Annotated in this window: 17 protein-coding genes and 1 tRNA gene; 6 read left to right on the top strand and 12 right to left on the bottom strand. The window is 40.7% G+C overall.

Going from position 1 to position 19700, the window contains the following annotated elements:
• Positions 1–194 precede the first annotated feature (194 nt).
• Positions 195–407 carry a hypothetical protein gene (locus EHR06_RS07585; RefSeq protein WP_008592748.1) on the top strand — a complete coding sequence of 71 codons (213 nt, stop codon included), beginning with the start codon at positions 195–197 and terminating at the stop codon, positions 405–407.
• 113 nt (positions 408–520) lie between these two features.
• A complete protein-coding gene (locus EHR06_RS07580) occupies positions 521–1453 on the top strand; it encodes a DMT family transporter (RefSeq protein WP_135756432.1) in 933 nt (310 codons plus the stop codon).
• Here EHR06_RS07580 and EHR06_RS07575 read toward each other — a convergent pair.
• The 9 genes from EHR06_RS07575 to EHR06_RS07535 form a co-directional block, all read right to left on the bottom strand.
• Positions 1450–1671 carry a hypothetical protein gene (locus EHR06_RS07575; protein WP_135756431.1) on the bottom strand — a complete coding sequence of 74 codons (222 nt, stop codon included), beginning with the start codon at positions 1669–1671 and terminating at the stop codon, positions 1450–1452. The genes EHR06_RS07580 and EHR06_RS07575 overlap by 4 nt on opposite strands.
• Before the next feature lie 12 nt (positions 1672–1683).
• On the bottom strand, positions 1684–2898 hold the full coding sequence (locus EHR06_RS07570) for an EAL domain-containing protein (RefSeq protein ID WP_135756430.1): 1215 nt from the start codon (positions 2896–2898) through the stop codon (positions 1684–1686).
• Positions 2899–3017: 119 nt separating this feature from the next.
• On the bottom strand, positions 3018–3662 hold the full coding sequence (locus EHR06_RS07565; RefSeq protein ID WP_135756429.1) for a hypothetical protein: 645 nt from the start codon (positions 3660–3662) through the stop codon (positions 3018–3020).
• A 122-nt stretch (positions 3663–3784) separates the two neighbouring features.
• Positions 3785–4783 carry an outer membrane protein assembly factor BamD gene (locus EHR06_RS07560; protein ID WP_135756428.1) on the bottom strand — a complete coding sequence of 333 codons (999 nt, stop codon included), beginning with the start codon at positions 4781–4783 and terminating at the stop codon, positions 3785–3787.
• Between the two features lie 85 nt (positions 4784–4868).
• Positions 4869–5963, bottom strand: coding sequence for a hypothetical protein (locus tag EHR06_RS07555; protein WP_135756427.1), 1095 nt, complete (start codon positions 5961–5963; stop codon positions 4869–4871).
• Positions 5964–6291: 328 nt separating this feature from the next.
• Positions 6292–7542, bottom strand: coding sequence for an MFS transporter (locus EHR06_RS07550; protein WP_135756426.1), 1251 nt, complete (start codon positions 7540–7542; stop codon positions 6292–6294).
• 3 nt (positions 7543–7545) lie between these two features.
• Positions 7546–8226: a biliverdin-producing heme oxygenase gene (locus tag EHR06_RS07545; RefSeq protein WP_135756425.1), complete on the bottom strand. Its 681-nt coding sequence runs from the start codon at positions 8224–8226 to the stop codon at positions 7546–7548.
• Between the two features lie 176 nt (positions 8227–8402).
• Positions 8403–9455, bottom strand: coding sequence for a serine/threonine protein kinase (locus EHR06_RS07540; protein WP_135756424.1), 1053 nt, complete (start codon positions 9453–9455; stop codon positions 8403–8405).
• Positions 9456–9460: 5 nt separating this feature from the next.
• Positions 9461–11287 carry a motility associated factor glycosyltransferase family protein gene (locus EHR06_RS07535; RefSeq protein WP_135756423.1) on the bottom strand — a complete coding sequence of 609 codons (1827 nt, stop codon included), beginning with the start codon at positions 11285–11287 and terminating at the stop codon, positions 9461–9463.
• A 77-nt stretch (positions 11288–11364) separates the two neighbouring features.
• On the opposite strand from EHR06_RS07535, the gene EHR06_RS07530 reads away from it, so the two are divergent.
• From EHR06_RS07530 to thiH, 3 genes are read left to right on the top strand one after another with little or no spacing between them, the layout of a single operon-like run.
• Positions 11365–14148: a chromosome segregation SMC family protein gene (locus EHR06_RS07530; protein ID WP_135756422.1), complete on the top strand. Its 2784-nt coding sequence runs from the start codon at positions 11365–11367 to the stop codon at positions 14146–14148.
• Positions 14149–14157: 9 nt separating this feature from the next.
• The gene (locus EHR06_RS07525) at positions 14158–14970 is read left to right on the top strand and encodes a thiazole synthase (RefSeq protein WP_135756421.1); all 813 of its coding nucleotides are present in this window, start codon (positions 14158–14160) and stop codon (positions 14968–14970) included.
• Positions 14951–16087, top strand: a complete 1137-nt coding sequence (thiH, locus tag EHR06_RS07520; RefSeq protein ID WP_135756420.1) for a 2-iminoacetate synthase ThiH — start codon at positions 14951–14953, stop codon at positions 16085–16087. Before EHR06_RS07525 ends, thiH begins: the two co-directional genes overlap by 20 nt.
• Positions 16088–16090: 3 nt before the next feature.
• Here thiH and EHR06_RS07515 read toward each other — a convergent pair whose 3' ends face one another.
• The 3 genes from EHR06_RS07515 to EHR06_RS07505 all read right to left on the bottom strand — a co-directional run bounded on the left by EHR06_RS07515 (position 16091) and on the right by EHR06_RS07505 (position 17846).
• Complete coding sequence (locus EHR06_RS07515) at positions 16091–16378, bottom strand: Cys-rich protein (protein ID WP_135756419.1); 288 nt, start codon at positions 16376–16378, stop codon at positions 16091–16093.
• Between the two features lie 23 nt (positions 16379–16401).
• A tRNA-Met gene (locus EHR06_RS07510) sits at positions 16402–16475 on the bottom strand.
• 123 nt (positions 16476–16598) lie between these two features.
• Positions 16599–17846 carry a hypothetical protein gene (locus tag EHR06_RS07505; protein ID WP_135756418.1) on the bottom strand — a complete coding sequence of 416 codons (1248 nt, stop codon included), beginning with the start codon at positions 17844–17846 and terminating at the stop codon, positions 16599–16601.
• Positions 17847–18165: 319 nt separating this feature from the next.
• Here EHR06_RS07505 and glnA point away from each other — a divergent pair, with 319 nt between their 5' ends.
• The gene (gene glnA / locus EHR06_RS07500; protein WP_135756417.1) at positions 18166–19587 is read left to right on the top strand and encodes a type I glutamate--ammonia ligase; all 1422 of its coding nucleotides are present in this window, start codon (positions 18166–18168) and stop codon (positions 19585–19587) included.
• Positions 19588–19700: the final 113 nt, after the last annotated feature.

The raw sequence follows: 19700 nt of genomic DNA, 5'->3' as shown, positions 1-19700 counted from the left end.
GGATAAGCTTACAAGAAGAAGTTCAGAATACCGAGTGCTTTTGTTGGAACTCCTACATCGCCCCCTCTGCGTCCCTGTGCCTCTGCGTGAAATTCCTTAGTGACTCTTCTAAACTTCGCGTCTCCCAGCCGAAATTTCTTTCTTTACAAAACTTCCTGAATAGTCTAAATTTTGTAAAAATAGGATTCGCAGTTATGTTACAAGAAATCAATGCAGCCGGAAGCAATAACCGAGCCGCCCAACAATTCTCACAATCCGAATTCACCATCCGTAATATGCCGGATCGTCTGCATCCGCTTAGCAATATGGATACCGTTGTTACAGCTCCGAAGAGTCTCGCCAAGGTAGGCGTAAATACCGACGATCAAATTACTCGCAGGGGTTATCTAATCGATCTAAATGCATGATCTTTCAGATACAGACTAAAGTCGAAAGGAAAACCCGGCACTAAGGCCGGGTTTTTTATTATACTCCTCTTCAAGAGGTGAACAAAAAAACTGGTACTGAGGCAGAACTAGGGATGTTTCAAAATCAATCTATAAAATTCTTTATACTACTCGTGATCGCTATGGTGAGCTGGGGATTCGCTTGGCCTTCCGCAAAATCGATTGTGGGCACTGAACCTCCGATCGTAATCGTGTTCTGGAGATTTTTAGCGACAGCACTTTCTCTCGTACCGGTACTCATCCTCCGAAAAGAATCCATTGCCTTACCCGATAAAAAAGGATTACTACAAGTTGCGATAGGTGCTGTTTTATACACAATATACAATCAATTCTTCTTACTGGGACTTAGCCAAGGTTTGGCAGGAGCAGGTGGAGTATTAGTCACCACAATGAATCCGATCTTTACTTATATCTTGGTTCACACTTTCCAGAGAAAACTTCCTTCTGCAAAAGAATTCATAGGCTTATTCATTGGATTAGCCGGCGGGTTCTTGCTATTAAAAATTTGGGAAGGGGACTGGACTCTACTCTTCCAATCAGGGAATGTTTACTTTTTACTTTGTGCATTCAGTTGGGCAATTCTGAGCATGAACAGCCATAGCACAGGACAAAGAATGTCTCCGATGGTGTATAGTTTTTATGTGTTCAGTATAGGAACAGTTCTAGATCTATTTCTTGCATTTCCATATGATCTAGGCGGAGTGATGGACAATGATTGGAATTTCTGGGTCCAACTACTTTATCTTTCCGTAATATCTACTACCTTCGGGACCACTGTGTATTTTTATGCTTCCAGTAGACTAGGATCCAGAACTGCGAGTTCATTTATATTCTTAGTTCCGGTCACTGCACTTTTAGGAAGTTGGATCTTTTTGGGAGAAGAACCTAAATTGAGCACCTTACTTGGTGGATTATTCGCTGTTTCCTCAGTGATCATACTAAATAGAACGCAGGGTAAAAAAGAAGAAGTTTCGGCAGCGGAAGAAGAACTGGAAGTTCCGAATTAACCCCAGTTACTTTTATAAAAATGTTTTCCTTTAGGAGCCACCTGGAAACCTTCCGGGTGCTCCACGATCATGCTGGCCTCTTTTAGATCTTCTAGATGGGGCCTCAAATTCCATTCGGTTAAAGAAGTGTTCAGCTCCAAATCCCTCATAGTAAGAAATCCTCCTTCGGAAGATGCCCTATAAATATCTTGCAGGATTTGATTTTCGATACCGCTCATTGAAACCGTTTTTTAGTACAGGCGGGGAGCGGTCACGTCCAAAAATACATAGGCACCGGATTCCACTTCTCTGCTAAAAACGATCAGGTCCTTGACCGCGTCGCTATCAAAATAACGTTCGCTCATTCCCCAATCATCAGGCTTTCTCATAGAATCCCTAAGCTGCCTATAAAAATAGGGGAGATAAGACCAATTTTTACCGATCCCATGACTTGTTTCCCTGAAAGAATCTTCTCCTGTCCTCATATAATAAGGAGAAAGTTGTGTGCCCTTAGAATCGGTGATATACACCCTATGGATCTCCTTGGAAGATTGAAAAACGGTATAAGCGTCTATCAAATATCTATTCGCTATTTTTAATACAGGGAAAGGGCTCAGAAGCTCTCCCAAGGTCAGTCGTATCTTATTTTCGAAATTCAATTCCTGGCGAAGAGCTTCCATTTTTTTCTGATGAAAAAATTTCACCATTTCTTTGATGGAAAGAGAAGGTTCCTTGCCTGTAGAAAGTTCCGCTCCAGGCCTCAAAAGTAGAAATCCCTGCAGGAATCTTGCTCCACCTTCTAATGCAAAATATAATTCTTCCTGAGTTTCCAGCCCTTCGTATAAAACGGAAGCTCCTAAGGAAAAGGCGAGGTCTCGTATATGTTCCAATACTTTTCTCACGGAAGGAGAACGAGAAGATGCTCGTATCAATCTAAGATCTAATTTTAAAAAGTCGGGGCGGAGAAGTCCCACTCTTTCTATACCGGAAGCCTCCGAACCTAAATCGTCCAATGCGATCTTGAATCCATATGCGCGAAGAAGGTCCACTGCGATCCTTAAGGAATCCAAACTTCCGGAAAATTCCTCTTCTGTGACTTCTAAGATGATACGATTCGGTTCTATTCCGTATTCCCTGGCAAGACGTAATAATCTAAAGGAATCGATCCTTTCGTTCTCCAATTCTCTGTAAAGACGATTGGGAGAAATATTCAGGAATAATTTGGATTGGTCCGGATGAACTTTAAGTTTTTCTAATGCTTTTCTCCAGATCCCTTCTTCCAATTCTCCTAATTCGGAATCCGATAATCCTGCCTCTGCGGAAAAAAGATATCCTGCGGAAACGATACCATCCGGAGTCTTTTTACGGGCCAAAACCTCATGAGCGAAAATTTGCCCGTCTTCTACGGACAGGATCGGCTGAAAGAAAGGAATGATATCAGTTTCTTTGCCGATTACTTGTTCCATATTCGTTATATCGAATGAACTATTTGTTATATCAAATGGAATCTATACTCGAAGCTTGTTTTGACTGGAAAATGTTTAATATAGTTAAATATATTTAATATAAATAAACTTAAAATGAGTTATGGGTTTGGAGTCGAGTTATGATGAATAGAATATTCTATGATCTCGGTGAGTACTTTTTCATCGGAGATCGCGAAAGCAGCACCCCAGAATATAAAAGGCCATCCAAACCAATGTTTGATTTCAGTGGCCGGGATACGTATTTGCTCGACTCGATTTTTTAGATCTGTCCTTGAAATTTCCATATTCCATTCTTCTTTAAAGAATCCGGGAAATATTAAAAGAGAGAAAGAAGATAGATATAAGGACCAATGTATTTTACGATGAAAACCTTCGATTTTAATGGTTACCGTAGAGGAAAAATTTTGATCGTCCGAAGGGTCCGGGGAATCGTAAAAACAATTCAAATTTTTTTTGGTCTTACATAGTTCCGTCGAAATGTTTGAGATTTGGTCTATAAACCATTTCTTTCTAGGTGGATAATACTTAAATACGGAACTAACGGCACCTCCGGATGCAAAGTCTGCCGGCATCCAGTCTTTTATCCAATGTTTGCAAATGTTTGTATTGCCGGAACAATTCGGAGACATATCTTCCTTACTGCAAAGTTCCATACATCGATCTCCTGCTAAAAAGACCTGCAGTCTCACCGGTTTTATCTGATCATTTTGGATCTGTTTCGGAGGACTGGGAAAGGAGGTCATGGATCTATAAATACATCCATAATTAGAAAATATGAAAGTTAGGAAAATAAGGGATCGAATTACCATGACATATTCTATATAATTCGAGTCCCTTTCTTTTGCTATTAAGATTAGATATCGATTTAATTCGGTTTTTTATTTTTTCCTTTTGGCGCCGTAATTTGAGTATCCTGATTTTCCGTTTCTATTACTTTTTCCGATTCAGGGAAAGCGTTTCGGAATTCATTCATCTGTTTTTCGTTATATCTATCCGCTGCATTGATCACCCTGTATAAATGATCTTCTTGCTCTCTATTAAAACGAATTGAATTAGTTGTTGCAAAATCATCCCCCAGAAAATCAACAAAGAAGAATCCTGCAACGAAATCCGCTATTTCAGTATAGTGAAGTTCAAATTCGGCTCCGATCAAGATAAATCCTATCTTACCGCCATTACCCCAATAATCACGATAATTTATATAAAGAGGATTGCTCGGCATATGTACAAAGAAACCATTCCAAGTACCTGCATAGGCTCTTCTTCCCGTTCCGATTCTTCTTCCATGAATTGCGGCTCCTCCAAAACCTAAAAATGCATATTCAGCCGAAGATTCTTCTGAAATTCCTAAGTTTCTTTTTTGGGACCAGCCGAAGGATACTGTCTTTCCTGCATATAAAGTCGTCTGGAGTGCACGAGTGTTCCAGCTGCTTAAACCTATTTGGGGGCCGATCGATATATTTAAACTGAATATATCTAGTAAATCTAATAGACGATCCGGAATATACCACGCGATTCTCTCTAAAATTCCGCTGTCTTCGGGAGATCTTTTGGAAAAGGCTTGTCCTACTGCATTATCATACTTGGTTCTTCTTTGCCAAACTTCAGGTAATTTTTCCCAAAGAATTTCCGCTTTTGCGTTTTCCGGATATATCCTAAAAACCGCTCGCAGGGATTCCGAAGCCTCTCCATATTTTTTTTCTTGGATAAGACGTTCCGCATCGTTTAATAAATATATAACGGATGCATTTACTTCCTTATACGCCGGGGCAGATGCGCAATTTAGGACCGAAATATTTAAACAAAATAATATTAGAATTACAAAATATATTTTAAAGTAAGATAATTTTTTTCTTAGATTCATCTTGCTCCCTTTTTCCAGGAATTTTGAGAAACTTTCCGACGATTCATTAAACTTTCTTGGTTCCAAAATTTATACGACTCCGTTCTTAATATTTATACCCGAACTCGATTCCAAGTTGAGATCTAGTATCTCTGGAATTCGGGAAAGGGCCTAAAGGAGGTGATGCTAAGGTCCATAGTAACTGAGAGAAATCGCCTGAAAGTACGCTTCCTCCTGCAGTCGGCACATCCGCTTCTTTAACTTTTTGTGTTGAATCTTGGTATCCGAAAGAGACCCTAAAAAAGGCAATTTCGCTGATATCATATCTGTAACCTAAAGATGCTCGAAAACCTTCTAATTCACTTTTTACGAGTCCGGTTGCTTTCGCAGGAATCAAAAGGTATGTGCCGAAAGAGGTTATGGACATGGAGATATATTGGTTTTCATATCTGGAATCGTTCCCAAAACTTTTAAAGTATTCGAAACCGAAATCGAAACTTGATACGGGGGATAGACTGAGTTTATAATTCAATCCGATCACTCCATTTCCAAAAGTTTCCGCAAGTTTGATCTTCTCTTGGTCGATTGCATCTATCCCGGAATAAGGCGCTCCGTTGGAAATTCCGACATATGGATATGGTTTTGAAGAAGTACTAAAGGTGTTTGAATACGCCTCGACACCTATACGAAAAGCTAAATTTTCTAAATATTTGTTCGAGGAATTTTCAAAAAAGAAAAAGTCCGTCAAAAAAGCGACCCTAGAGGTAATCAGCTTATTGTTTGAATAAGTTTTGAAAGACAGATCGGTAATATTCACCGGGGAACCCATAGAGGGCTGGAAGTTTAAGGTTGCGAGATCGTTTAGATTATTACTTCCTGAGTGTAAGTTTGCATGAGATAGGAAATAATTCGTTCTAATAAAATTGCTATGCCTAATATCTGTTTCCCATTCTATTCCCTGTCCTTGGAAATTCGCAATACTAGGCTTTGCGAATTCATTTGAGCCTGAATTTATTTGGTTGATTGCCCTGGTATTTATAAGGCTCATCGCATTATTTGCCGTGGCCGAGTTTACGGAAATGTTCGTGATCCTAATTTTAGAAAGAGTGTATCCTTCTACCGTTTGATCCGCGTCTTTCGAATATATGGAAGAACTTAGTAAAAATACGCAAAATAAGATCCAACAATTAATATATCTCAAAAGAAATACCTCGACTTGCTTTATCAAAAGCGAATGACGTTTGGGTTAATTAGGATTAAATCCAGAACCCTGTTTTTATCTCAATTATTTATGTAAAAAGTAATGTAAAAAAATAGAATATTCTTCCATCTGTGACGAATTTAAGCGGGCATAACTTAAAATCTGTAATATCTATTAGTTGATTTATCTCAAACGGGGTATGCGGATCTGCAGAATTGGATAACGTTTGAAGAATGTTTACGGCCTTCTCCGTCCGGTCCGGAAATATTCAATTTTTTGAATGATTACACTTTACCTAATATGGGGTTAATGCGACCAATCTGTCGCATTAATTAAGTCTTTTTTCTTTCTCTAAAATTTTAGAAAGCAGGGGCAGGGTACCTAAAACCAGTAAAACTTCCAAGGCTCCATATAGGATCCCTGTGAATTCCAGGCCCAAGGTTTTGTCGTATATACGACTAAAGGATTCCTGAACGGAGATGGAGACCAAAGGCCCTAAAAGAAATCCTAAGGATCCAAGACCTGTGAACACAGTCATTACCACTGCATTAAAGCCGCTGGGTGCAAGTGAAGAAGCAAGTCTCATCGCGGGCACATACATGATCCCGGCACCTATTCCGCATGCGATCATGGATAAATATAATCCGGAAGAAGTGTTTAAAAATCCTGTGCTTGCTTGTGCAATTCCATAAATGAAAGAACCGATCCAAACTAAAGCGATAGAATTCCATTTTCTGGAAAGAAGTGCAGCCGGAAGGGATAATACACTCATCAATAGGAACATTACTCCGAAAAGTCCACCTACTTGACCTGGAGAAAATCCAAGGTCTTCCCTCAGATGTAAATTTAAGGAACTTAAAAAATAACCTACAGTAAATCGATCAATAAAATGGAAGGAGATCGGAACGAGCAATAAAGGAGAAAGTGCCAAAGCTGTTTTTGTTTTTTGCCAGCCTTCCCATTCTAATTTTTTTAGATTACCTTCTTCCAAAAGGAAAAAAGATAAAATCCCCAAAACTAAAAGAATGAACCCGCCCACGAAAAATGGAAGAAGTGGATTTTTATTCCCTAAAAATCCGAGAGATTGGCCGACTCCCCCTCCTAAAGTGAGAAGTGTTCCTGCTAATCCGAATAGAATTCCTTTATTATAAAAACTGGATGTTTGGTCCTTCTCCTTATCTGCAATACAGGTGAGAAGCAGGCCGATCACAAAAATATGTGCTCCTCCTTCTAAAAATCTCAAAACAAAAAGAGAAGAGATATTTGGCATAAATGGAAGGGAAGCGAGTAATACCGCATCAACGATCGCAAAGATGGCGATCAGCTTTTTTCTGGTCCCGAGTTTGTCGGAAATCCAACCGGCGATCGGAGAAAATAAAAAAGAACCGAGCATTGCCGAACTTTGGAACCACGCGACTCCATATCCGGTTCCACCCAGTCTGTCTTTTACAATTTCTTTATATACCGGCACGATCATCGTTACGGGAAGCATAGCTAAAAAAATGAAGGATAGAGTGATCCAGGGAAAAGAATCCGCCCCCAAGGAGGAGGATTCTTTTTTGGCAGATACTTTTAACAAAAATCAGTGCCTCGCAGGACTTGCTAGAACTTCTTCGAACTTCGCTTTTCCTATGGAAGAGATCAAGGTTTCTTCCAGCTCGTCGAAAATTTTTCCGTTCAGTTTGAATACTTCGTTCGCTTCTTGAACGATTTTTTCTTTTTCAGAGTCTGAGAGTGGGAGAGAATCCAAGGTGTTTCTGTATTTATCCTTAAAATCTTTCGGACTGGAAATTTCAGGAAATTCATAAAAATCCAGACCTGATGTTCCTTCTATCCCTAAAGCTTTGGCTGCTACTCTTTTCAAGATCTGTCCACCGGAAAGATCCCCTAAATAACGAACATAACTATGGGCCACCAATAATTCCGGCGAAGTATTTGCAGTTTCTCTAATATGTTTTACGTAAGCTTCCGTAGCCGGAGTTGCTTTTGGGGAATGTCCTGGCTGGAAAAAATGTGCCAGGTCCTTTTCGATCATCCCTTTTCTATATAATTCAGGGAATCTGATCTTTCCTACGATTGGATGATCTTTTTTATTTTCCAACTCTTCTTCCATTACCGCGTAAACGAAATAAAAAGATTCCAAATGTTTGGCGTAACTTTTTGGCTCCAATACTCCTTTCATAAAGCAGCGAATGAATGCGTTATTTTCCGCGATGGTATGAGATTCGGAGGTTCCGTCTCTTAATGCTTGGGCTAGGCTCATGGGGTTTCTCCTGACAATACTGTGACAAATCTCCAATTTTAGGTTTGAGAGTCAATCTCAAAAATGTCAAAAAGGAGAAGATCTGCAATCCTGAAATCAGGGTTCCTAGGGAATTTTGTAGTATCTTCGACAAAGGGGAGAAGGCGGGGAATTTGCATTACACGGGAGCCCGTGAGCTAGTCCTCCATATCCCAAAAAAAATCCTTATTCGTAAGCTCAGACTCTTCCGTTTTAGCAAAGTAGTTCCTACCATCCGACTCAGTAGAAATAGGAAGATCCGAACCCAATCTTTCCAGGTCCTGGGTTTCTTTTTCCCAATATTCTTCCGTTCCGAAATGAGGAAACGTATTCGGGAAAGAAGGATCTTCCCAACGTTTTGCGATCCATGCTGAATAATGAATATAACGTAACCCCCGCAAAGGTTCCACTAGATCAAACCAAGAAGAAGGAAATTCGCGGAATTCTCTATAACCGGCCAAAAAGATATCTCTTTCATACTCGGAAGCGGAGTCGCCAAAAGGAAGAAGCATCCAAAAATCTTGGACCGCAGGCCCGGTCACAAAATCGTCGAAGTCTATAAAGCAGAGTCCGTCTGCGGTTTGTATTAAATTTCCTTTATGGCAATCCCCGTGGATACGATGGAACGGCATGTCCTTGGAAGCCTCGGAAAATGAGTTAAAAATTCGATTAGCAGCTTCTTCATATCTTTTCCAGAGATGTGTTGGTAGGAACTCCTTCTCTTTTAGAAAACGTAAAGGTTCTTCTCCGAAATTTTTCAGATTATATTCTACCCTATGTTTAGCCGGTTTAGAGGCGCCAATATTGTGGATCCTGGCGAGTAATCTTCCTGTTTGGACTAAATTTTGCTCATTTAGCTCTTCTACCAATCTTCCTTTTTGGAGAGGCCAGATCGTATAATAAATTCCTTTTGTTTCTCTTACTGTGACCCCGTTTTCTAAAGGAAGAGGTGCAACTACTGGGATCTCTCCTTCTTCCAGCTCCTTTAGAAAAGAATGTTCTTCTAATATTTGATCGAGAGTCCAGCGCCCTGGGCGGTAGAATTTTACTACGAGTCTTCCTTCTTCTTCCAAGCCGACGTCATATACTCTATTCTCTAAACTGTTTAGAGCGAGACAATGTCCGGAGACTGAAAATCCAGCATCTTCTACCGCTGATAAAACGGAATCTATATCGAGTCTATTATAGAATTCTTTGCCTGGAGTTTCCATTTTCTCTAGTCTCCCGCAAGCAGCTTTCTTCTCAAGCCGGTAAACTCTTTCAGGATCGCACCCAAGAATAATTCTTTTTTGCGGGCCTCGTCCAGCTTATCTTTATGACGAAGAATGTACACTTCCGTTTTTCTGATCAAATATCTTAGATCTTCCCATTTACCTAATGTGTTCCGGAAAAGAGAAAGTAGATCTGCGTACGCTTCTTCTTTTTTTTCCGGTTTAGAGAATTCGTCTTTGATCATATCTATCGTTTCTAAGAGTTCTTTTTTGAAATCTATGGGAGATCCTACCAGGGTTTCCTGGATCAATTCCGGTTTCCAAGCGGGCAATTTTTGCCAGAAGTATTGATGATTCTGGAATCCATTTAGGATCTGGGTGGCTTCTTCCGGGCCTATGTTCTCTGCATTTTCTATTCTCGCGCCTTGCGTGTTTACATTATAGACAGGAAAGTCCAGGGATTTGGAAGATTCTTCAAACCAATGCCTGTATAAGTCCAATACGTAATCTGTTAATACTTCTCCGCCTGTGACGGATGGAACGTATCTTGTGTCTCTTTTTCGGACCACAGCTTCATTAATTTTTTCTAAACTTGTTTTTCTGGTAAGTAAAGTGAGCCATTTTTCATTATGATGGGTTCCAGTAGAATGGATCTCTCTTCCTGAATAGGCAAGGTCTTGGCCCACTAAAAAGCAGGGTTTACATCCAAGACTTCTGAGTAGATCAAATGCAGTTGTAGCGACACTTCCTCCGGATTGTATGTCTCCGATCGGGCCGAGCAAGGATTCTGCACTGGAACTTCCTGCGGTGGCTTCTCTTTTTAATTCTCCGGAAGCATCTACCAGATATTTTGCAGTGATACTATGGACCACCGACTTAAATTTTAAATTTCTTAATATAGGAGGAGAGCTGACCAGGTCCGCGAATAATGGGATCTTGACCGTATCTTCTTCTCCCAGAAAATGGAATACTGAATGAGTTTGTGCATCTAATGTCATTACTCCATCCGGTATGATCCCGTATTTCAAAAGTACTTTGAGAGAAGTATCGCAGGACATTACGAAAACTTTATCTCTGATACTTTTAATCCACTCACATTGTCTGCGCAGGTTTGGCCCGGCGGATACAAGAAGGGAAGGTGTTCCGTCAAATTTTTCTTTTAAGGATTCTATTTTAGTCCTAGGGCTTGGTGGAGATAAAAAATTTGCAGTGTTTACAAGAGAATTTCTCACCCAAATCCTTTCGAATTCGAATTTGGTGAGTAGATCACTCATCTTAGAAGATAAAATTTTTCTAAGTCTTATATCCGTTTCCGCATAGAACATTTCTTCTAAGGAAACACTTGCTGCGTTTCTCAAAATTCTGATGCCTGAAACTCTTTCAACCGGAAGTGACTCTAAATAATTCCATAAAAGAGAGAGAGAATTTTCCCCCAAGAATAAATGTCTTCCGGGGACTTCCATCACAGGTTCCAACCATTCTTCCCAGAGTGGAAAAAGCAGGTCTCTGTCCTTGTCTATGAGCAATAAAATTTGCCCAGGTTCTAATTTGGATTCTACTTCTCGGATCAAATGCGGGTTTCCGAGCCCTAAAACTGCGACCAGGTCTGTGGATTGTATGGAGACCGAGTCCACTTGTCTTTTTGCTTGGGTAAAAGGAGAAACTGAACTTGCTAAGGCTCTTCCTTTTTTGGAGAGAAAGAACTCATTTTGGTTTTTAGCCGCTTCCAGTCGGAACTCCAACATTTCCGTAGGAGGATTTTGGAAATACAGGCTGAGATAGGGTTTTTTCCCGAATATTTCTCTTGTTTTTTCCGGGAGATCGTGAGACATAATACTCCTAAGCATTCCAGAGTCCGCCCGATTCTGGTCACTTGCAATCAATTTCCCAAAGAAACACAAAAATACATATGTATCTCAAAAGCCTGAATATTGTTGGATTCAAGACCTTTGCGGACGAGACAGAAGTTCTTCTCGATCCGGGATTTACCGCAGTTGTAGGACCTAACGGTTCCGGAAAATCGAATATAGTCGACGCTTTAAAATGGGTCTTCGGCGAAAAATCCGCCAAGGGTCTTCGCGGTGATAAGATGGACGATGTCATCTTTCACGGATCGGAAGCTCGTAAGCCTGCCGGTTTCGCCGAAGTCAGCGTAGTTTTCGATAATTCTTCCAAACTTATCAAGATGGATTATCCGACCATCAAATTGACGCGCAGATTATACGCGGATGGAAATAATGAATATCTAATAAACGATTCTCGTGTGCAGCGTAAAGAGATCGAAAAGATCTTACTCGATACAGGTATCGGAAAATCAAGTTACTCTATCATGGAACAAGGAAAGGTGGATCGTATCCTTCATTCCAAGCCGGAAGAGAGAAGGCTGATCTTCGAAGAGGCCGCGGGTATTTCCAGATTCAAGATGGAAAGGCAAGAGGCTCTTAAAAAACTTTCAGACACCAACCAGAACCTTCTTCGTATCCAAGATATTATGAATACGATGAAGAAGGAGATGGAAGTTAAGGAAAAACAAGCGGAGAAGGCGGAAGAATATTTCAGACTCAAACAAGAATTGGATGAGACTGATAAGATCATTCGTTATATCAAATTTTCCACCTTAACTAAGAAGCATGAGACTTCTGAGAATGAATTAAAAGAAATTAAAGAAAAGAACGTAGTTCTACTCGAAAGAATTTCCGCAGAAACCGGCAGGATCGAAGAATTAGATCATCATAAGTCTGATTTAGAGAAGAAGGTTGCAGAGATCGACAAAAAACTTTTGGACCATCTCACCCAAACCCAGATCCAAAAAGACAAGGTAGAAAGTAATAAAGGAATTATCCTAGATTATTCGGATCGTATTTCTGATATTAGAGAATCCTTAACTAAGGAAGAATCCGCACAAAGCCTTCTACAAATCGATAAAGAGAAGTTGGAAAAAGATGCGATCGATCTGGAAGGAGAAAGTAAATCCTTAGAGCTTGGAATAGAAGATCTTCGTAAAAATAAAACGGAGATCGAAGTAAGGATAGAATCTGAGAATACTTCCATCCAAGAGAAAGAAACTCGGATCCAATCCAATGACAAACGACATGTGGAACTGAGAGAAAGACTAAAAGAAGTAATCTTCGATCTGATTTCTCAGTTGGAATCCCGTAAAAAAGAAGCCCAATCTACAGAAGAGGAAAGAAATCGTCTGAAGGAACTCCTACTGGGAGAAGCTGATAGAATTCATTCTGTCGAAACAGAACTTAAAACCGCTTTGGATTCTTATACTGGAGAAGAGACTAAAAACAAAATCTCTTATCTGGCTGGAAAACTGGAAACTGAAAAGTTCAGATCTCAATTAGGGGAATATTTCTCCTTAGAAGATAGCATCCGTAGTTTATTATTCGATAGAGACGGATTTTTATCTCAAAAAGAAGGTTTAGACCAAGAGATAGAAGATCTGATCTTAGAGAACGAAAATCTGACCAGGTCTATTAAGGAATCCGGATTAACTATAGAGTCTCTTAGAGAAGAATCTGAGAATATCCGTGAAAAGATCGTTTATTTAGAAAAACGGATCTTAGAATTAAATTCCGAAAAGAATGCAAAACTAGAATCTGCTAAGTCTCTTTCCGAAAGGATAGAAGAGACCCAAAAAAGGATTTTGGCGGCTCAAGAATCTATCAAAACACTCGGCGCTAAAAAAACGGAATTCGAAAAAGAAGTGATCGAACTGGAACAACAGATCGAGAACAGATACAACGAATTTTTGGAAATGAGCCGTGCTCTTGATTCCGAAAAAGAAGCACTTAGAAATATAGTAAAAGAGATCCAAGGTCTTAAAAACGAGATCCAGAAAAACCAAGAAGATTATAAGAACTTATTCCCAATCTTAACCGAAAAGGAAAAGGCAGTTTCCGTTTATAAGGTCCAACTGGAATCTTTCTCAGAAGAACTCTACAACGATTATTCTATCTCCGAGCAGGAACTTGCGGACGAATTCAAAGACAAAAAACCTGAAAAAGGGGAAAGTGAGACAAAACTCAAACGTTTGAAGTCAGACATCCAAATGCTTGGCTCCATTAATCCTCTTTCTATCGAAGAATATAGGAACGTAAAAGAGATCTACGAGCACCATCGCACTCAAAAAGAAGATATCGAAAGATCCAAAAACGATATCACAGAGATCCTGAAAAATATCAACGAAGAGTCGGAAAAACTTTTCAGAGAAACATTCGAAAGGATCAGAACGAATTTTCAGGAAACATTCTCCACTTTATTCAATGGGGGAAGAGCAATGCTCGAACTCGTAGACGGGGAAGACAGCCTAAACGCCGGTATTGAGATCATGGCAGAGCCTCCAGGCAAACATGTCCAAAACCTAAGACTACTTTCCGGTGGAGAAAAATCCCTAACTGCGATCGCACTCTTGTTTGCGATCTATATGGTAAAACCTTCTCCATTCTGTTTCTTGGATGAGATAGATGCAGCGCTTGATGAGGCGAATAAACTTCGTTTCTGCCAGATCTTGGATAAGTTCAAAGACAAGTCACAGTTTGTAGTGATCACTCACGCTCAGTCTACGATACATAGGGCAAATTCAATCTTCGGAGTCACAAATGAAGAACCTGGAATTTCCAAAATTATCAGCTTAAGACTGGACGAAGCTAGAGATTTTGCTGGAAGAGCGACCGAAGCAGTATAATCTGGAATTGTGGCGGAATCAGACGATCTAATCATCGCAGGCAGAAGGTTCAAATCCAGACTGTTTTTAGGTACTGGCAAGTTCTCTTCTGGCACTTCTTTGGAGCAAGCGATCCATTCTTCCGGAACGGAAGTAGTGACTGTTGCACTACGAAGAGTGGATCTGTCCTCGACGGAAGATGATATTCTGACCAAAATTGACCGGGAAAGAATATTACTTTTACCTAATACGAGTGGCGCAAGAGACGCAGAAGAAGCTGTCCGCCTAGCAAGACTCTCCAGAGAACTAGGCGGGGGCGATTGGGTAAAACTAGAAGTAACTCCTGATCCAGTGTATCTTCTTCCGGACCCGATCGAAACCTTAAAAGCCGCAAAGATCCTCGTAAAAGAAGGATTTAACGTTTTACCTTATATAAACGCTGATCCGATTTTATGTAAACATTTGGAAGAAGCAGGCTGCGCTACAGTAATGCCTTTAGGATCACCGATAGGCACCAACCAAGGGATCCGCACCTTAGCAAATTTAGAAATTATCATAGAACAATCCAATGTACCTGTGGTCGTAGATGCAGGACTCGGATTACCTTCTCATGCTGCGCAAGCGATGGAGCTGGGTGCGGATGCAGTTCTTGTAAATACTGCAATCGCGATCGCAAAAGATCCTGCAAAAACAGCGTACGCATTCAAACTCGCGACCGAGGCAGGAAGGATCTCCAGATTATATTCCAATTCCGGAATAAAAACTTCGAAACAAGCATCTGCTTCTAGTCCTCTTACGGGATTTTTAGAAGAAGAATCCAGAAATGTACACGGAGTTATTTGATAAAATCTCCTTCTCAGAAGCGAAGGAAAGAGTATTATCTAAATCTAAAATCGATATAGAATCCGCACTCCATAGTTCTCACTGCGGAAAACCGCTCAATTTCGAGGAATATCTCTCTTTAATCCATCCGACTGCTGATCCTTATTTGGAAGAGATGGCGAGACTCGCGCTAGACTGGACCAAAAAAAGATTCGGAAATACGATCTCTCTTTATATGCCGATGTATCTTTCCAACGAATGCAGATCTTCCTGCGTTTATTGCGGATTCAGTTTTGAAAATAAGATCCCCAGAAAGACTTTAAACGAGTCGGAGATCCGGGCAGAGTCGGAAATTCTACATTCCAAGGGGATCAGACACCTTCTCATCCTGACCGGAGAAGATTACTCTATCACGAATTTAGAATATTTGAGATCTGCGGTTCGTATCTTAAAATCTTATTTCGATTCTATCTCCATTGAAATTTATCCTATGGACCGGGAAAAATACGAGGTATTGATAGAAGAAGGAGTAGAAGGTCTGGTAGTTTACCAAGAGACTTATGATCCGGAGGTCTATTCCAATTATCATCTGCGTGGGATGAAAAAGAATATGAGATATAGACTGGATGCTCCAGACAGAGGAGGACTTGCGGGATTTAGAAGGATCGGAGTAGGCGCACTTCTCGGACTTTCCGATCCGTATGGAGAAATGTTCCGATTAGGGGAACATGCACATTATCTTTCTAAAAAATATTGGAGAACTACCATCCAAATCTCTCTTCCTAGAATGAGGCCTGCCCAAGGTGAGTTCGATAAGACAATTTTTGTTTCTGATAGAGAGTATGTTCGGTTCTTATTTGCACTTAGGCTTTTTTTACCGGATAGCGGACTTGTTCAATCCACAAGAGAATCCATTCGGATGAGAAACCATCTGGCCGGAATGCCTATCACTCATATGTCTGTGGAATCCAGAACGGATCCCGGAGGATATTCAGGCGGAGAAGAATTAAAACAATTCGAAATAGAAGATACTAGGAAGATCGAAGAATTTACGGAGATGTTAAGGAAGAAGGGACTGGATCCAGTCTTTAAGGATTTCGACCGGGCATTTTTACAAGTACCCGATCGAATTGTTTAAGGATTATTTTTTACCTTTATAACTGTCCATCAGGCAGCTATTAAAAGCTGTACATTGGCCTGAATGAGTTTCGTAACAAGAAGTAACTGCTGAATAATTTTTGCGGCATGTATTTAAACATCCAGCTCCCACTTTTTGTTTATCTGCAGCGCTAAGCTTTTTTTGTCCTTCTACACAAGTTGTATAAAAATCACAGATCTGGTTGCATGCTTGGCTTTGAGCGGAGACCGAGGAGAATCCGGTGAAAACCGTAGCGAGCAAGATTAGGGTTGCGAGGATTGTTTTTTTCATGGGTGTGTTTTCTCCAAAGGACCTAGCGACGCAGGGATTCGAACCCCGGACCTGCGGATTATGATTCCGTTGCTCTAACCAGCTGAGCTACGTCGCCGTTATTCCTAGGAAATACCTTAAAAGGTATTTACCGGTCATTTTTTTTGAAATACCGGCCTTGTCAAAGATTTCTCTCCGGGTGATTCGAAACCTTTCCTAGGATAAATCGGCCCAATATTCTTTAATCAGACCTTTGCCCGATTAGAATGTTCCAGCTTTCGGGTGTTTTTCCGTTCCCTTTTTGTTCCGAATTCGGTAAATTTTTTCTTTCTAAGAGAAAATTTTCGAGACGAGTCTGTAATGTTTTCCCTAAATTTTCCCATTCTGATTTTAGCTCTTCCGGAAAGGAAAGTTTGGAATGAGATTCTAGTTGGGAGAGAAGGTCAGGGATCAGTTTTTCTTCTAGTTCCTTCTTCCTGAGCTGGAAATGTTCGGATAGATCTTTTTGAGAATGCGCATATTCTTTTTCTAATTGTTTAAGAAGGAATCTGTCGGTTCTGTCTGAATATTTATCCAGTAAATGAACGACTTTTTCTTCAAAGATCGCTTCCATTCCGGCATCCGTTTTGGGATGGAATTCTTTTTGAGTCCATTCTTCTAACTTGTTTAACGCGTCTTTTTGTTGGGGTCTTTCTTGTATGAAACGAGAAATTAATTCTTCGTATGCTTCTGCAAGAACGGAAGAGAGTAGTAAAAGTTGTAGTCCGAATGAAAAATAGATCTTCGGTTTAAAAACAAATCCATTCTCGGATCCGATTTTTCCCAAAGCGGATAATAGGGAGAAGTATTTGGAATCCGCTCTTTTGTATAAAAACTTTTGGATCGCGGCCTCTAACTCGGAAGAAGATCCGGAAACTAATTCGTATTCATAGATCTCTCTGATATCCGTCAAAGATCCTACAAAAAACGCCTTCGCCAAGGAGAAGGAGGAAGAAACTCTTTTTCCATTCTCTCTTCTTCCCCATAATTTTCTTTCTAATAGTAGAGAATTTGAATGTTTCTCTTCTTCTTTCCAAACGATCTCAGGGATAGAACGGATCTCTGTTCCGAAAATTCTGCCGAGTTGTTCTTCGGATCTTTCGATTTTTTCTAAAACATGAATATAAGAGTCCGTTAAGCTAGTTCCTTCGGAAGTCCAGAAGCAAAGTTTTTTTCCGAATAATACCGGAGGGAGTAAATAGGAGAAGGTAACTGGATTCGGGATCTCCGTTTGCGCGCGGACCGGATAAGAGGGAAGGGTAGAAAACAATTGAGAAGAAGGAACCCATTCTTCCAAAGGAGCTAAAAAATATTCTTCCGCTCCATTCTCCTTTGCCCATGCCAAGACGGATTGAAAATATTCTTTGGAATCTGGAATTCCTGATTCGGAATCTCTCCCGTCTGAAAAAGAAAGCTCTGATGGACTAGGCCATTTGGCAAGGGTTTGCATGGTTTCTCCCATGATTATATTTTGAGCGTAGTGTACCAAACTAGCGCAAGACAAAGGACAGATAGATCCAAGACCTCGGGGCTGAAAATTCTATCGAATCCATTCAATCGGAGTTTTTTACTGATTGCCTCAGGTTCAAGGATTTTTAGCCTGAGCATGGACTGCTTTTCAAGGGGCTCCTTCTTTTTTTATAAGGAGAAGAGATACTTGCAGGATGGGTATTAGGATTTGGCACATCTCTTGCATAAGCTTAAGCAGGACACGCTTTTCGCGTGCGAATTAGAGACCCCTAGTACAAAGATATAGGAGATAAGTATCAATGGCGAAAAATGCCGCAGAAGTGATCGCTTTCGCAAAAGCGAACAAGATTCTTTTCTACGATTTCCGTTTTACGGATATTAAAGGAGCTTGGCACCACGTTTCTTACCACGTAGATTCCGTACAAGAAGACACTTTAAAAGGACTTCCTTTTGACGGTTCTTCCATCCCTGCTTGGCAGCCGATCCACAAATCGGACATGCAGTTGATCCCTGATCCGACTTCCATCTTTTTGGATCCATTCACTGCAGATCCTACTCTTGTAGTATTCTGTGACGTTTGGGACATCTATAAGAACCAAGCTTACGAAAAATGCCCTCGTTCCATCGCTAAAAATGCGGTGAAATATTTGAAAGATTCCGGGATCGGTGACACCGTATATTTCGGACCAGAGAACGAATTCTTCATTTTCGACGGCTTAAAAGTAAGAGACGCGATCAATATTCAGTATTATGAATTAGATTCTTCCGAAGGTATTTGGAACTCTCACACCGATATGCCGGGCTCCATCAACACTGGACACCGTCCAGGAACCAAAGGTGGTTACTTCCCGGTAGCTCCTGTGGATTCTCAAGTGGATCTTCGTGCTGATATCGTTAAAACTCTTCATAAGATCGGAATGGAAACTTTCGTGGTTCACCACGAGGTTGCGCAAGGACAAGGAGAGATCGGAGTTAAATTCGGAACCCTTATTGAAGCGGCAGATAACGTTCAAAAACTGAAATATGTTGTTAAGAACGTTGCTCATAAATGGGGAAAAACTGCTACCTTCATGCCAAAACCTCTTTACGGAGACAATGGTAACGGTATGCACTGCCACCAATCCATTTGGAAAGATGGCAAAAACCTATTTGCAGGTAACGGATACCAAGGTTTGAGCGAGCTTGCTCTTAACTATACCGGCGGTGTATTGAAGCACGGAAAAACCGTAGCTGCTTTCACTAACGCTTCCACTAACTCTTATAAGAGACTTCTTCCAGGATTCGAAGCTCCTGCGATCTTAGCTTATTCCGCTCAGAACCGTTCCGCTTGCGCGAGAATTCCGTTCGTTAGCGGCGAAAAAGCTAAACGTGTTGAGTTCCGCTTCCCAGATTCTTCTGCGAACCCTTATCTTGCATTTGCCGCATTGCTTATGGCAGGAATCGACGGTATCCAGAACAAGATCGATCCGGGACCACCTCGGGAAGAAGATTTGTTCGAACTTTCTCTGGACGAGATCCGCGAGAAAGGCATCCAACAAATGCCTCATACTCTCAGAGAAGCAGTGGAGCATATGTTGGCAGGTAAAGAAATTTTCAAAAAAGGAAACGTATTTACCGAAGAGTTCATCCAAACCTACAAAGCATACAAATTCGAAACCGAAATTTGGCCTTGGGAAGGACGTCCTCACCCGTTCGAGTTCCTTACTACTTATTCTTGCTAATTGTAAGAATTCAGTATGGATTAAAAAACCCCGAGATTTCTCGGGGTTTTTTTATGGGCACGCAGAGAGATAGAAATGCGAAGAAATAATTTCCACGCAGAGCCGCTAAGCCG

Origin of the sequence: Leptospira dzoumogneensis (assembly GCF_004770895.1) — a bacterium.
GTDB classification, from domain to species: Bacteria; Spirochaetota; Leptospiria; order Leptospirales; family Leptospiraceae; genus Leptospira_B; species Leptospira_B dzoumogneensis.
This window is presented reverse-complemented; position numbering and strand designations above follow the sequence as displayed.

Coding starts and splice junctions, on each gene's coding strand:
- EHR06_RS07530 (WP_135756422.1), top strand. CDS start 11,365: ATGTATCTCAAAAGCCTGAATATTGTTGGATTCAAGACCTTTGCGGAC.
- EHR06_RS07585 (WP_008592748.1), top strand. CDS start 195: ATGTTACAAGAAATCAATGCAGCCGGAAGCAATAACCGAGCCGCCCAA.
- EHR06_RS07560 (WP_135756428.1), bottom strand. CDS start 4,783: ATGAATCTAAGAAAAAAATTATCTTACTTTAAAATATATTTTGTAATT.
- EHR06_RS07580 (WP_135756432.1), top strand. CDS start 521: ATGTTTCAAAATCAATCTATAAAATTCTTTATACTACTCGTGATCGCT.
- EHR06_RS07565 (WP_135756429.1), bottom strand. CDS start 3,662: ATGACCTCCTTTCCCAGTCCTCCGAAACAGATCCAAAATGATCAGATA.
- thiH (WP_135756420.1), top strand. CDS start 14,951: ATGTACACGGAGTTATTTGATAAAATCTCCTTCTCAGAAGCGAAGGAA.
- EHR06_RS07535 (WP_135756423.1), bottom strand. CDS start 11,287: ATGTCTCACGATCTCCCGGAAAAAACAAGAGAAATATTCGGGAAAAAA.
- EHR06_RS07515 (WP_135756419.1), bottom strand. CDS start 16,378: ATGAAAAAAACAATCCTCGCAACCCTAATCTTGCTCGCTACGGTTTTC.
- glnA (WP_135756417.1), top strand. CDS start 18,166: ATGGCGAAAAATGCCGCAGAAGTGATCGCTTTCGCAAAAGCGAACAAG.
- EHR06_RS07575 (WP_135756431.1), bottom strand. CDS start 1,671: ATGAGCGGTATCGAAAATCAAATCCTGCAAGATATTTATAGGGCATCT.
- EHR06_RS07570 (WP_135756430.1), bottom strand. CDS start 2,898: ATGGAACAAGTAATCGGCAAAGAAACTGATATCATTCCTTTCTTTCAG.
- EHR06_RS07545 (WP_135756425.1), bottom strand. CDS start 8,226: ATGAGCCTAGCCCAAGCATTAAGAGACGGAACCTCCGAATCTCATACC.
- EHR06_RS07540 (WP_135756424.1), bottom strand. CDS start 9,455: ATGGAAACTCCAGGCAAAGAATTCTATAATAGACTCGATATAGATTCC.
- EHR06_RS07505 (WP_135756418.1), bottom strand. CDS start 17,846: ATGCAAACCCTTGCCAAATGGCCTAGTCCATCAGAGCTTTCTTTTTCA.